Below are 12,427 nucleotides of genomic sequence, written 5' to 3'. Positions count from 1 at the left end.
GTCTTCCTCTTTTACTGGATTCCGATTGCGCTGGCAGCCTGGCGAGGCGGGCGCCGCGCCGGTCTTCTGATCGCCATCCTTTCAGATGTGTCGTACATCGCCGCCAACTACCGGATCGCGTCGGTCTCCGGCCCCATGGTTCTCTACTGGAATGCCGCCATACGCCTGGGATCGTACGTGATCACGGCGCTGCTGGTGGCGGAACTCAAGCTTAGCTTCGACCGGCTGCACGCCCTCGCCCAGAACGATCACCTCACCGGCGCCTACAACAGTCGCGCCTTTTACCGCCTGGCCGAAGAGGAGCGCGCACGGAGCCAACGCTACCAGCATCCGCTCACCGTGGCCTATATGGACATCGACAACTTCAAGACCGTGAATGACACGCAGGGACACGGAACGGGGGACGCGCTTCTGATCGCTGTGACCCGAACGCTGCGCACCCAACTGCGCCGCACGGACCTGCTGGCACGGATGGGTGGCGACGAGTTTGCGATTCTGCTGCCGGAAACGGATGCCGTCTCGGCTCAACAGGCCTTTACGAAGCTGGAAGGGGCCCTTCGATCGATGGCGGAGAGCCAGGGATGGCCGGTGACCTTCAGCATCGGCGTCGTGACCTACCCGGTAGCACCCGGCTTGACGGAATCTATGGTGACGGCGGCGGACCACCTGATGTACTCAGTGAAAAACAGCTCGAAAAACGGCGTCGCCTTTGCCGTGGAATCCGATCCGAACTCGTCTCATCGCGGAAGTTCAAGCGTGAGTTCCGCGGTGTAGGCGAGAAAGGGATCTGCCGTTGCTTCCAGTGAGCGCTCGAGGAGCGCACACTCGTTGCGAACCTCGCCCGCGAACACCTGCTTCCCATTCCACTCGACGCGGACCGGCCCGGGCTTGGGGAAGAGCTCCGGGCGCAGCAGGAGGCGCAGGCGGCGTACGTTGTCGGTCTGCAGGCGGATGGTATTGTCATCGTGCACTTCGGCCTTGACCCGGGCGTCGCCTTCTTCCTTCTCCACAACCTCGAGCCAGTAGTGCCGCGGGTACAGCAATGTCTGGGCGGTGAAGGCAAGGACGCGGGGAAAAGCCTGGCGCTCGAAGCGCTCCAGGAACTTCAGCGTCATGCCTTCGTCGTGGGCGAGGGTGACTTCGTGCTCCCAGTCGGGAAAGATGTGCATCTCGAGCGTGGCGCGGTGGGGTTTGAGCTGCTCGATGCTGTCGGTGGTGGCGAACGCCCCTATGGTCTTGTCCAAGGCGCCGTGCAGCCAGAGCATGGGAAGATTGGCGGCGTTGCCGGGCTGGGGCAGGGCGTCCGGCTCGACCTCAGGGATGAAAAAGCCCGCACCCATCTGTGAAACCGCGGCCGTGAAGCGGTGCGGAAAGAGTGTGGCGTAGTAGCTGGCGCCGGTGCCGCCGTTGCTGACTCCGGCGACGAAAATGCGGCGCGGATCGATGTTGAAGGTGCGCATCAGTTCGCCGAGCAACCCATGCACGCGGGCCGTGGGCGCGTGCTTCCACCAGAAACCGCCGGCATGCGGATACACGACGATGTAGCCGGTCTGGGAGGCGGGTTCGTTTCCGATGAGCGCGCCTTCCATCGCGGGCCCGCTGTTTCCGGAAAGGTAGACGAGCAGCGGAAAAGGTTCGTCGCCCCGGTAGTCTTCCGGGATGCGCACGATGTAGGGCCAGCCCGGATCGGGGCCGGAGGTCATGGCGCGCGGGCGCACGTCGTCGGGCTCCCAGGGGAATCGACGCCCTCGCAGGATGCCCTCGGTCCACGCTTCGAGATCACTGCAACGGGATGCAGAGTCCGCGGCCCCGTCACCGACGGCGACTGGTGAAGCTTCGTTCTTTGCGTCTTGTAGCGGTTGAGCGCCGACTCTCCCCCATGCCGCCATGGCGAGCGCAGGATCGCGCAGTCGCGCCGCGTCGGCCACCGGAAGCCGGGCCCGCATCCAGGAAAGGGCCGCCTGGCGCACGAAGTAGTCCGGGTCGCCGAGGGCGCGCTCGAGGAGGGGTCGCGCAGCATCGTTGGGATAAGACTCGAGTTCACGGACGGCGAGTGTGCGCACGCGCGGATTCTCAGAAGCGAGCAGTTTGGAAAGCCGTTCCAAAGAAGGTGGCGGCAACCGGCGCCGGTACGCCAGCGCCAGCGCCCGGCGTTGCACCTCGACATCGCCGTCATCGAGAGCAGCATAAAGGTCTGCGACCTCGAGTGGCAGCGTATCCGCGACCAGCAGCCCGGCCAGCAGGCCGTGCTGGACGTCGGGCTGCGTGAGCCATTCGTCGGGTTCTTCCTCCCGGCGGCGCTCCGCTAGCTCCAGTTTCATCTTTTCGTGCGTGATGCCTCGCAGGAAGCCGGGGTAGCTGCCTTCATATTCCAGGCGCGCGAGGGTGCCGCTCGCAGGGCAGAACCAGTAGCGCACGGAGACGTTGCCCTCCGCCGAGGTTCCTTCGGCGCGCAGGCAGCGCTGCTCTGCGATGGTCTCCCAGGCAGCGGCGCGGAAGCGGAGTCCCATGACGCTGGGGGACTGCCAGGTGTCGCCGGGCCGCACCGGCTGCTGCGGCAGCGCCTGGATCTCATGGAAGTCGAACAGGATCTTGCTGCCCGATTCGCGGATCATCTGCCAAAGAAGTAGCGGTGCACCGGAAGCGGTCAAGCGGTTGGCCTCGGCGTAGCGGGCGGTGCGGGCTAGAACGGGCGCCGCGCGCTTGCGCTGCTGCTCCACGCTGTCCTCGCCATCCAGCGTGTAACGGACCAGTTCGTAGTGGTCCCGGTTGCGCTGGAACCCGACGGTCATCGACCCGGCATGCTCATCGACGACCAGGACATGGGTCGTCCAGGAGGCGCGCGACAGTGCCTCCACACGGCCGCCGACAGTCTCACGCTCGATCGATTGCCGGTAGATGAGGTGATCGCCGGGACGCAGGTCGTAATGGAGTGCAACCGGTTGATCCTGGGCATCCACCGGCCGGGACAAAGACAAGCAGCAAAGGACGAGGATGAGTCGAGATAGCCTGAGTTTCAAGGAGACCTTCGCACCCGAAGGGCCGGCTGGCCTAACGAACGGCCCAGCGCCATATTAGACGCCGGAATGGCCGGAATCGTTTCCCGGGAGCCCGCACTCTATTTGTGGATGGCACCCAGGTAGTCGTCCACCCACTTGCGCACGCGGTCGCGATCCCCTGACGGGGCGAAGCGCACGCCCAACAGGTTCTCCGCCTGGGTGACATAGGAGACGATGGCGTTCATGACCAGGCGCGGCAGGGACGGCAGGCTGAAGGAAAGGGAAACGTTGCGGTTCAACGACGGCCGGGCCGATGTGACCATGGCCATGCCCCCACCCGAAATCTCCTGACTGTAGCAGGAGTGGCGCTTTCCATCGGCATCGAGAATGACTTCGGTGATCAGCGGAACACGGACGAACAGGCGCATGTGGCCCGTGACCAGGTTTTGCGTCGATTGCACGACCCTCTGGGCCGCCTCACGCTCCACCGGCTCGAGGAACAGCGCGTTGATACTGTGGCGGGCGTAAGGGAAGGCCTCTTCGCTGCTCCGGGCCACTCCATAAAGGAACGCACGCTGGTTCTCCTTGGAGGAGCGCATGGCCTCCAATACTTTGCCGGCCTGGTCGTTCAATCGTACGACGCAGGCATCGAACTTCTCCCTCGCCAGGCGCGGCTCCACAATGCCGGTGACGGCTACAGTCGAGACGCGGGACTGCTGAAAGCATTCGCGCAGGACAGCAGAAGTGGGCTCGTCCAGGTTGACCAGCGCTACGCGCACCAGTGCCTTTAGCGATCCGGTTCCGCTTGTGGTTGCGGTGACGGTCATCGGGACTCGTATTGTGTCAACCTGGCGGCGGTTCCGCAACCTCTTCCGCAACGCGCCAGTTGACACACAAGACGCCTGCCCACAGAATGACGCGCCAGTGGACTTCCCCTATTACCTTCACCTGGGTTCGTGGAGGCTGCATCCGCACTGGGTGTTTGAGGCTCTCGCCTATGCGTTGGGCTTTCGCATCTACCTGGCGTTGCGGCGTCACTCGGGCGATCCCATCGCCAGCCCGCTGCGCTGGTCGGTGATTGCGGCCGCGGCGGCCGGCGCCGCCGTAGGCAGCAAGATCCTCTACTGGTTCGAGGACCCCTGGCAGACGCTGGAGCGCTGGCCCGACCCTGCCTACCTGATGGCCGGCAAGACCATCGTGGGCGGGCTGATCGGAGGATGGATAGCCGTCGAGTGGGCCAAGCGGCATCTTTCCATCCGCACGCGGACCGGCGACCTGTTCGCCATTCCACTGGCTGTGGGAACGGCGGTTGGGCGCATCGGGTGCTTCCTGACCGGACTCGAGGACCATACCTTCGGCACGCCGACAGCGCTGCCCTGGGGCGTGAACTTCGGCGACGGAATATCCCGGCATCCCACACAGCTTTACGAGGTTGTCTTCCTGTTGCTGCTGGCGGCCTTCCTGTGGCGGCGCTCCCTCGAACCGCACGAGAACGGTGACCTGTTCAAGATGTTCATGGTGGGCTACATGGGATTCCGCCTGCTGGTGGACTCCATCAAGCCCGGTGTGACAGTAGTCGGACTGTCACTGCTGCAGTGGGCGTGCGTGGGCGTGCTGCTCTACTATGCGCGGGACGTGTGGCGCTGGTTGATATCAGCCGAAAGGCCTACGGCAGCCGTGGACCACGGTTAGGGAAAAGGAGGACCACTTGGCGGGCGGAGCCAGCAAGGCACTGCGCATCCTGGGCATCGTGTTCCTGTCCGTGCTGATCGTGCTGGCCAGCCTGATCTTTCTGCTGCTGGCGGCATGCGGGCTGTTCTCCTCCCGCAGCTCCGAGGACATGAAGTTCGTGGCTTTCGCCGTGGTGACGTTCGGAGCCATCCTGGTAGGAGGCTTCTACGGGATCTTCAAGCTGGCCAAGGGAATGTCGCAGGCGCCGGCAGCCACCGCCGACGCGCCACCGCCGCCTCCGCTCCCCGCCGCCGAAGCAGCGAAGCTGCTGCAACCCTTGCGGCTGGCCATTGGGATCAGCATCGGCGTGAGCTTCCTGGGGATCGTAATCACCCGGATGCAGCCCGGCTATCCCGTGAAGCTCTTGCCCGTGATGATCGTCTCCTTCGTCCTCTACCAGCTTCCTTATGGGGCGGTGCTGTGGCTCACGCGCGAGCAGCCAGAGCGCAAGGGCGTGGCACTGGCGCTGGCGTATAGCGCTGTGAGCGTCGTTCATAGCCTGTGGGTGTGGGGAACTCTGCTGCTCTACGCGGGCATTTCCACCCGGGATCCGAGCCGCCTGGCAGCTCTGGTGGACATCGTGGCGACTGGCGCAGCCGCGTATTTCGCGTGGCAACTTTGGCGGCGGGACCGGCGTGCCGTGAACGAGGCGGCCACGCTGGTCCTCTGGTTCATCGCCTCAGCGGTGTACCTGGCCATCGCACATTTTGCCCAGCAGGCCGCATACCGATGGGTGTTGTAGAAGAGTCGGAGGCCAAGGTGAGCGACGAATCCGTCTCCGCAAAACCACAGGCGCAGCCACGGAGCGCTTTGCGAGTTGTCGTGGCCATCCTGGTGATCCTGGCCAGCCTGATCTTTTTGCTGATGTCCGCCTGCTTCGGCTTTTTCTTCGTAGCGGACAAGAGCAAAGAGCCAGGCATGCTGGGCATCGCTGTGGTGTTCCTGGGCGTGTTCGTGGGATTCGTCTGGGTAGCGCGCCAGTTGCTCAAGACGAGCTGAAGGGAGATCCCCGACGGTGAGCGCACCGAGTTGGAGGCAGGGCGTCGTCCTGTTTGCAGCGGGTTCATTGCTGGCCGCTTCGACCTGCTATGGCGCCGTGCTCTACGACAGCAATGACACGCTGTCGCTGCTGTTCGCCGCCGGATTCACCGGCGGAATGGCTCTGGCGCTGGGCGGCACGGTGCTGATGGTGATTCGCGCCTCGTCGCGAAGTGCTGCGCCGGCTGCCCAGACCGGGAGCACGGTCTCACGACCTACATGGAAGCAGGCGCTGGTGATGCTGGCCAGTGGCGCGGTGCTCGGAGCTTCTTCCTGCTACGGGTTCCTCGAGACGATAGGCGTGAAGAACAACCACTGGTACGGGCCGTTTGCCACCGGCTTCTATTTGGGTTGTCTGCTGGCGCTGGGTGCGCTGGTCATGGTGGCGGTCCGCCTGATTCGCATAATCTTCGCCAAGCCCGTTTCCGCTCCACCGAGGTGACGCCATGCCTGTCCGTCCCTATCTGTTCTACGACGTTGCGCTCTCCCTGTGCTCCGCTTGCTTTCGCAAGGTGGAAGGCAAGATCGTCTTCCAGGACGACAAGGTCTTCCTGCTCAAGCGCTGCCCGGAACATGGCAACGAAAAGGTGCTGATTGCCGACGACGTCGAATACTACCGGCGCTGCCGGGAAGTGTTCATCAAGCCGCCGGAGATGCCGCTGGTGTTCAACACGCCGGTGAAGTGGGGTTGCCCCTACGATTGCGGCTTGTGCAGCGACCATCAGCAGCACTCCTGCCTTTCGCTGGTGGAGATCTGCGACTACTGCAACCTGAAGTGCCCCATCTGCTACGCCGAGAGCGGCCCGGCGCGCATGCAGTTCCGCTCGCTGCGGGAAATCGAATTCATGCTGGACGCCGTGGTACGCAACGAAGGCCGGCCGGACGTGCTGCAGGTCTCGGGCGGCGAGCCTACCCTGCACCCCGACTTCTTCGCCGTGCTCGACCTGGCCAAGCAGCGCCCCATCCGCCACCTGATGTTGAACACCAACGGCATCCGCATCGCGCAGGAGGAGGACTTCGCCAGGCGCCTGGCCGAGTACATGCCGGACTTCGAGGTCTATCTCCAGTTTGACTCTTTCGAACGCGACGCGCTCATGGAACTGCGCGGCGCGGACCTGCGCCGGGTGCGCGAGCAGGCGCTCGAGCGGCTGAACCGGCTGGGCGTTTCCACCACGTTGGTAGTCACGCTCAAGAAGGGACTGAACGACGGCGAAGTCGGACGCATCATCGACTACGCTTTGCAGCAACCCTGTGTGCGCGGCGTGACCTTCCAGCCCATCCAGGCCGCAGGCCGGCTGGAGCAGTTCGATCCGGCGACCGACCGGCTCACGCTGACGGAAGTGCGGCGCAGGATCCTCGAACAATCGTCCGTCTTCCGCCCCGAGGATGTGATCCCGGTTCCCTGCCATCCGGATTCACTGGCGATGGGTTACGCGCTCAAGCTGAACGGCAAGGTCGTGCCGCTGACGGGGATGATCGATCCCCAGGTGCTGATCAACGCCGGGCGCAACACCATCGTGTACGAACAGGACGATGCGGTGCGCGAAGGCGTGTTCAAACTGTTCGCCACCAATCACTCGCCGCGCTCGGGCGCAGGCTCGCTGCGCGAGCTGCTGTGCTGCCTGCCCATGCTGGCCGCGCCACCCGACCTCAGCTACGAAAACGTCTTCCGCGTGCTCATCATCCAGTTCATCGACGCCTATTCCTTCGACGTGCGCTCGGTGAAAAAGACCTGCATCCACATCGTGCATCCCGACGGACGTCTGATTCCGTTCGACACCTACAATCTTTTCTATCGGGATGAATTGGAACGTACACGCCTTGCGCCGCTCCGCCAGGAGACCGAAGGCCTGGTGCAGGTGGGCTAGCACAAGTTCCGCGTCCGATCACCCGGCTCGTTCATCTCATCTCCGGACGAGATACCGATGAACGCCATCCTTGTCGAGAAGGTGGGAGGGCCGGAAGCATTGGTCTTGCGGGAGGTAGAAACTCCTAAGCCGGGACCGGGGCAGGCTCTGGTGCGAATCGCCGCGACGGGAGTCAACTACATCGATGTGTATCACCGCTCAGGGCAGTATCCGGTAAGCCTTCCGTTCGTTCCCGGCATGGAAGCCGCCGGCGTAGTGGAAGAGACAGGCGACGAATCCGACGTGAAGCCAGGTGACGCCGTGGCTTGGGCGATGACGCTGGGGGCTTACGCCGAACACGCGCTGGTGCCTTCCTCGCGGCTGGTGCGGCTGCCCGCCGGCATCGATGCCCGGTCGGCGGCCGCGGCCATGCTGCAGGGCATGACCGCGCATTACCTGGTCACTTCCACCTTCCAGCTCAAGGCAGGCGATACGGCGCTCATTCACGCCGCGGCTGGAGGAGTCGGCCTGCTGCTGGTTCAGTTCGCCAAGCGCGCAGGGGCACGCGTGATCGGCACTGTCTCCAGCGACGCCAAGGCGCAACTGGCGCGCCAGGCGGGCGCGGACCACGTCATCCTCTACACGCAACAGGACTTCGCCCTGGAAACACGGCGGCTCACCGACGGCAAAGGTGTCGCCGTGGTCTACGACTCGGTCGGGCGCGACACTTTCGACAAGAGCCTGGAGGCGCTCGCGCCACGCGGCATGCTGGTGCTTTTCGGTCAGGCCAGTGGCGCAGTTGAGCCGTTAGACCTGCGCCGGCTGCAAAAAGGGTCGTTCTTCCTTACCCGTCCCGGCCTCGCCCAGCATGTCGCGACGCGCGAGGAACTGCGGTGGCGAGCCGGCGAGGTCCTCGGGCTCGTCGCAACCGGCGAGTTGCAACTGAGGATTGAAAAGACCTACCCCTTGCGGGAAGCGGCGCAGTCGCATCGGGATCTGGAGAGCCGCAGGACCGCGGGAAAGTTGCTGCTCATCCCCTAATCAGGGACGAGCGGGTATGACTTCCGTGCTCGGATAGTAGTGCTGCAGAATCTCACGGAAGCTGGCGCCTTCGGCGCCCAGTACGCTGGCTCCCTGCTGGCAGAAGCCCACGCCGTGACCCAGACCGCGGCCGTGAAGCACGACTTCGTCGCCGTTTTCTTCGACCACATAGCTGTTGCCTGGAAGCGCGTCCCAGCCTAGTCGCCGTCCGATCTCGAGGCGCGAGGCTTCGATGCGCTTTGCCGATACGACCCGTTCTGCATCAGCGGCAGACAGCCGCCGCTCCCACTGTTTGGCGTGTTCAGGACAGGCGACCGAGAAATACGGATAGCCATCACTCCTCAGCCCTGCCTCGGCCAGCGTGAGAGTGCGACCGCCACAACTGGCCGAATAAAGCGCAGGCAGCACCTCTCCCTGATAGCTGAGCACTAGCCCGCGCGTGGCCGCCGTCGCAAGCCAGGCCGGATCATCCTCCTCCGGCGGATGGCGCAGGAACTGGCAGTGCGTGGTGTCACAAAAGTCGAAGCCCGAGTGGCGGCCGCGTCCCGCGACGTAGTACGAGCGCGCCACCACCGCCTGTGCCCTCAGCGCCTCCAGCGGCGCGCCAGGCGGGCTTTCCGCCGCCACCGCCGAGGCTACCGCGGTTTCGACGTCCATGGTGATGACCGGTTGCAGGCTTCCACCGGAGGCTGTGACGCCGAGGCTTCCGCGATAGTGGCGTTCGATCTTGTTTGGCACAGCTAACTGGAACTCGCCGGCATCCGGAGACCGGGCCCGGAGCACTTTGCCGACCAGTCGCCGCCCGGCTCCGCGGCATTCGATCCCGCCCTTCATCAGGCGCAGGTGCGCGCTCTGCCCTCCGGCCAGCGACATAGCGCTGCCGCCGAGTTCGATGGTTACGGTGGCTCCGGGCGCTGGGCGGAGCACAAGCTCTTGTGGCCGAAAAAGTCCGAACACGCCGATGCGAACGGTGGGTGACTCAACCGGCTGTCCCGAAGAGAACAGGAACGGCGCCACTGCCAGCACTAGCACCGCGGCCGGCCAGCGGCGTGTTGTGGTATGCCGGTCTTTCCTCATGATCCTTCTTCGGTGCCCGCAATAAAGCGCAGCATCTCTCCCGCGACCGCTGCGGCTTCCGAGCCCGGCTTCCCGTGCCTGCGTACCAGCAGCACGAACTGCGGAGAAGCGGCTGGATAGAGCAAGACCACGAATCCGTCGCCGGGTGCGTGCCTGGCATGCTGGCAGGGCGCGGTGCCGGTCTTGACCAGCGCCGCATGCTCGGGCACAGCGTGGCCGACGGCGCTTCCGGTACCCAGCTCAGCCGAGAGCATCATGCCGTGGACGATCTCGTGAGCACCGGGGTCCTCGGCGCGTTTCACCAGGCGAACGTAGGCGCGCGCGACAGCCGCCGGCTGAGCGCGCCAATGATTGCCGGCGCCGAACAGTTCATCTCCGGCAGCTTCCGGTGGTAATTGCGGGAGCCCGTAGCGCCGCAGCACCGAGGAAACGTCCTCGGCGTGCATTCCTTCTGCCAGGGCGTGGAAGTAGGCGTTGCAGGAATGGGCCACGGCGGCCGTCAGGCCAAGTCGTCCGTGGCCGCGCGGAAGCCAGCAGCCTCCGCGCGTACCGTGGCAAACGTGCTCGGGATAGCGGAAGGAATGGGTTTCACCCCAGGCCAGGGCCGTGAACGGTTTGAGCAGCGAGCCCATGGGGACGGGCTGGTCGGCATCTTCCCAGCGCGCGCCGAGAATCTCGCTCGTGCGCGCATGCAGCAGAAGGAAGGAAAGATCCTGGTCGTCGAAGCGTTGCTCCAGCGCGCGCGCCACCGAATGGGCGTAGAGGTCGGGCACGGTTCCAGAACCGGCTGAAGCTGGAGGCGCGGGCCACCCCAGCACAAGCAGAGCCAGTGCGACGGCCACGAACCTGAGGATTCGGGTCATGGCTGCAGGCGGTAGCGCACGGTTTCCTTGACGGCGGCGCCGGAGCGCTGCCGCACGACGGTAGCGCACTCCACGAGCGCCAAGGTTCGGCTGAGGCTGGCGATGTTTTCGGAGAAAAAGCGCGGCTGGCGTGACTCGGCGTCACCGCTCTCGCTTTGCATGGCCGGGTAATCCATCCAGCGCATCATGCGCGCGAAATTCTCGCGCTCGCGACCATGGCGGAAGCCAGCAGCATAGACAGTATCGTTGGGCACGGGCGCCGCCGCGGAGCTTCGGAGCACAGCCAACAGCGTCTCGGGAGAGTCCGATACCACCAACATCCGGCCGCGCACGGCGACCGCCAGTCGCGTTAGCCCGTCCAGTGCGTGGTAGCTCTCGCCGCCCTCCTTTCGCTCGACCCACGCCGCTCCGAGATGCGACGTCGTCCACAGGTTCTCCACTGCGTCGCGCAGGGCGCCACGCACCGCTTCTCCATTCCACTCCGAAGCGCCGAGCAGAACGATGGCGGAGCGGTTGCCGACGAACCCGGAATCCTTCTCCGCGACGCTGGACTGGAGCGCCAGCAGAGCCCGCAGTTGGGCAGCGTCGAGCAGCCGTCGCAGGGCCTGCGGGGAAAATGTTCCGCCCGCCGCCGGAAGCGGCGCTTCGTCAATGCGGGTCTCAAGATCGCTTTCGCTCCCTATGACGCCCTCGCTCAGTGCCACCCCCGGCGCGACCTTCGAAGGCGCTCCGGCGCCGGCACGCGGGGCCAGCACCTTGCGTTCCAGCAGCTCCAGCGCATGGTCCGTACTGGGCGAGGTCCAGGCCCGATAGAGCCCCGCATCGTCCGGGACCAGGCGCAGCACTTCGGCCAGGGCCGCCGGCTCGCCCTCGGGTGCGCTCGTCTCGCCTGAATCCTTGAAAATCAGCACACGCTCTTCGCGATACTCCTCTGCGGAACGGTGCAGGTCACTGACTCCGGCTGCGAACTGCCGTACTTCGCTGATGTTCTGCTGGATCCAGTACGAGCGGAAGTGCGGGCTCTTGGCCAGCGCCTCCAGGTTCATCACCAAGCGCAGGTCGCCGCGTTTGCCGGCTGCGCTGACCGCGCGCTCGTACCAGCCTTCGTGCGCCGCGGAAGCTCCGGGCTGGCCGGAGATGCGCTGCAGCGCGCCCGCCAGCAGGTCTTCCCGCGTGGCCAGCAGCAGAGTGTCGTCGGTGGCGGCGAAAGCCACCACGCGGCGCGATTCGGGATCGGTGCGAATGAAGTATTCGATCTCCGCAACCTTGCGTGGTTCGAACTCCGCGCGCTTCTGCCACAGCAGGCTTTCCAGCGCGCGTGAAGCCGGCATACGCGTGACGTAGAGGAACTCCAGCTTGCCGATGTCGTATACCGCAACCGCCGACTCACCGCCGGCGATCGACTGCACCATCGCCATGTCCGGCTGCAGGCCGGCGGCCGCACCGAACTCGTCCAGCGCCTCCTTCAACCGCAGGAACAGCCGCGAGCGGGAGAAGACCTTGTAGTTGTCGCCAGCCAGCCACAGTTCCTTTTCTTTCGATTGATTCCAGTCACCCAGGACCGCGGAGAAGTCCCTGGCTTCGAGTACCAGCAATGCACCCGGAGGCATGGAATCGGCCAGCGGACGCTCGGCTGGCGCGGTCGCCTGGTAGAAGGCAGCAGCCGCTACGACCACTACCAGCACGGCCAGCAACGTGCGGAACCGCAAACTTTTCATGGCCGGCCTCCTTTCCCTGCGGTTGAAGCCGCGGTAAGGCGCGACCGTACGAGATTCTCCTGCTGGAGGTTGGGACTGATCTTGGGCCGCCGGCGCTGGTTCTCTGCCTGGCG

Annotated in this window: 12 protein-coding genes; 7 read left to right on the top strand and 5 right to left on the bottom strand. The window is 64.9% G+C overall.

Annotated features, from left to right (window positions below):
* Nucleotides 1-774 (top strand): GGDEF domain-containing protein (locus VLE48_03765; GenBank protein ID HSA92104.1); only part of this gene is annotated, 774 nt, incomplete at its 5' end.
* On the opposite strand, the gene VLE48_03760 is transcribed toward VLE48_03765, so the two are convergent.
* On the bottom strand, nucleotides 738-2,972 hold the full coding sequence (locus VLE48_03760) for a HEAT repeat domain-containing protein (protein ID HSA92103.1): 2,235 nt from the start codon (nucleotides 2,970-2,972) through the stop codon (nucleotides 738-740). The genes VLE48_03765 and VLE48_03760 overlap by 37 nt on opposite strands.
* Nucleotides 2,973-3,118: 146 nt before the next feature.
* The gene (locus VLE48_03755; protein ID HSA92102.1) at nucleotides 3,119-3,826 is read right to left on the bottom strand and encodes a PilZ domain-containing protein; all 708 of its coding nucleotides are present in this window, start codon (nucleotides 3,824-3,826) and stop codon (nucleotides 3,119-3,121) included.
* A 97-nt stretch (nucleotides 3,827-3,923) separates the two neighbouring features.
* On the opposite strand from VLE48_03755, the gene VLE48_03750 reads away from it, so the two are divergent.
* Genes VLE48_03750 through VLE48_03725 form a run of 6 tightly spaced genes read left to right on the top strand, consistent with a single transcriptional unit; the run spans nucleotide 3,924 to nucleotide 8,656 of the window.
* Complete coding sequence (locus tag VLE48_03750) at nucleotides 3,924-4,691, top strand: prolipoprotein diacylglyceryl transferase family protein (protein ID HSA92101.1); 768 nt, start codon at nucleotides 3,924-3,926, stop codon at nucleotides 4,689-4,691.
* A gap of 16 nt (nucleotides 4,692-4,707) precedes the next feature.
* Entirely contained in the window at nucleotides 4,708-5,472 is a 765-nt protein-coding gene (locus VLE48_03745) for a hypothetical protein (protein HSA92100.1), read from the top strand.
* Entirely contained in the window at nucleotides 5,460-5,729 is a 270-nt protein-coding gene (locus tag VLE48_03740; GenBank protein ID HSA92099.1) for a hypothetical protein, read from the top strand. The genes VLE48_03745 and VLE48_03740 overlap by 13 nt, the downstream gene beginning before the upstream one ends.
* Before the next feature lie 16 nt (nucleotides 5,730-5,745).
* Nucleotides 5,746-6,210 carry a hypothetical protein gene (locus VLE48_03735; protein ID HSA92098.1) on the top strand — a complete coding sequence of 155 codons (465 nt, stop codon included), beginning with the start codon at nucleotides 5,746-5,748 and terminating at the stop codon, nucleotides 6,208-6,210.
* A 4-nt stretch (nucleotides 6,211-6,214) separates the two neighbouring features.
* Nucleotides 6,215-7,636 (top strand): radical SAM protein, encoded by a 1,422-nt coding sequence (locus VLE48_03730; protein ID HSA92097.1) that lies wholly within the window; start codon nucleotides 6,215-6,217, stop codon nucleotides 7,634-7,636.
* 57 nt (nucleotides 7,637-7,693) lie between these two features.
* Nucleotides 7,694-8,656 (top strand): quinone oxidoreductase, encoded by a 963-nt coding sequence (locus VLE48_03725; protein ID HSA92096.1) that lies wholly within the window; start codon nucleotides 7,694-7,696, stop codon nucleotides 8,654-8,656.
* Here the strand turns inward: VLE48_03725 and VLE48_03720 are convergent, their stop codons facing one another.
* The 3 genes from VLE48_03720 to VLE48_03710 are packed head-to-tail and all read right to left on the bottom strand — an operon-like array spanning nucleotide 8,657 to nucleotide 12,314.
* Nucleotides 8,657-9,733, bottom strand: a complete 1,077-nt coding sequence (locus VLE48_03720) for a SpoIID/LytB domain-containing protein (GenBank protein ID HSA92095.1) — start codon at nucleotides 9,731-9,733, stop codon at nucleotides 8,657-8,659.
* On the bottom strand, nucleotides 9,730-10,596 hold the full coding sequence (locus VLE48_03715; protein ID HSA92094.1) for a penicillin-binding transpeptidase domain-containing protein: 867 nt from the start codon (nucleotides 10,594-10,596) through the stop codon (nucleotides 9,730-9,732). The genes VLE48_03720 and VLE48_03715 overlap by 4 nt, the downstream gene beginning before the upstream one ends.
* Nucleotides 10,593-12,314: a hypothetical protein gene (locus VLE48_03710; protein ID HSA92093.1), complete on the bottom strand. Its 1,722-nt coding sequence runs from the start codon at nucleotides 12,312-12,314 to the stop codon at nucleotides 10,593-10,595. Before VLE48_03710 ends, VLE48_03715 begins: the two co-directional genes overlap by 4 nt.
* Nucleotides 12,315-12,427 lie beyond the last annotated feature (113 nt).

It is taken from the genome of Terriglobales bacterium (assembly GCA_035454605.1).
Taxonomy (GTDB): domain Bacteria; phylum Acidobacteriota; class Terriglobia; order Terriglobales; family Acidobacteriaceae; genus DATMAB01.
This window is presented reverse-complemented; position numbering and strand designations above follow the sequence as displayed.

Bases quoted from the DNA above. Each gene is read 5' to 3' on its own strand.
- VLE48_03755 (HSA92102.1), bottom strand. From the start codon at position 3,826: ATGACCGTCACCGCAACCACAAGCGGAACCGGATCGCTAAAGGCACTG.
- VLE48_03740 (HSA92099.1), top strand. From the start codon at position 5,460: ATGGGTGTTGTAGAAGAGTCGGAGGCCAAGGTGAGCGACGAATCCGTC.
- VLE48_03730 (HSA92097.1), top strand. From the start codon at position 6,215: ATGCCTGTCCGTCCCTATCTGTTCTACGACGTTGCGCTCTCCCTGTGC.
- VLE48_03725 (HSA92096.1), top strand. From the start codon at position 7,694: ATGAACGCCATCCTTGTCGAGAAGGTGGGAGGGCCGGAAGCATTGGTC.
- VLE48_03720 (HSA92095.1), bottom strand. From the start codon at position 9,733: ATGAGGAAAGACCGGCATACCACAACACGCCGCTGGCCGGCCGCGGTG.
- VLE48_03715 (HSA92094.1), bottom strand. From the start codon at position 10,596: ATGACCCGAATCCTCAGGTTCGTGGCCGTCGCACTGGCTCTGCTTGTG.
- VLE48_03710 (HSA92093.1), bottom strand. From the start codon at position 12,314: ATGAAAAGTTTGCGGTTCCGCACGTTGCTGGCCGTGCTGGTAGTGGTC.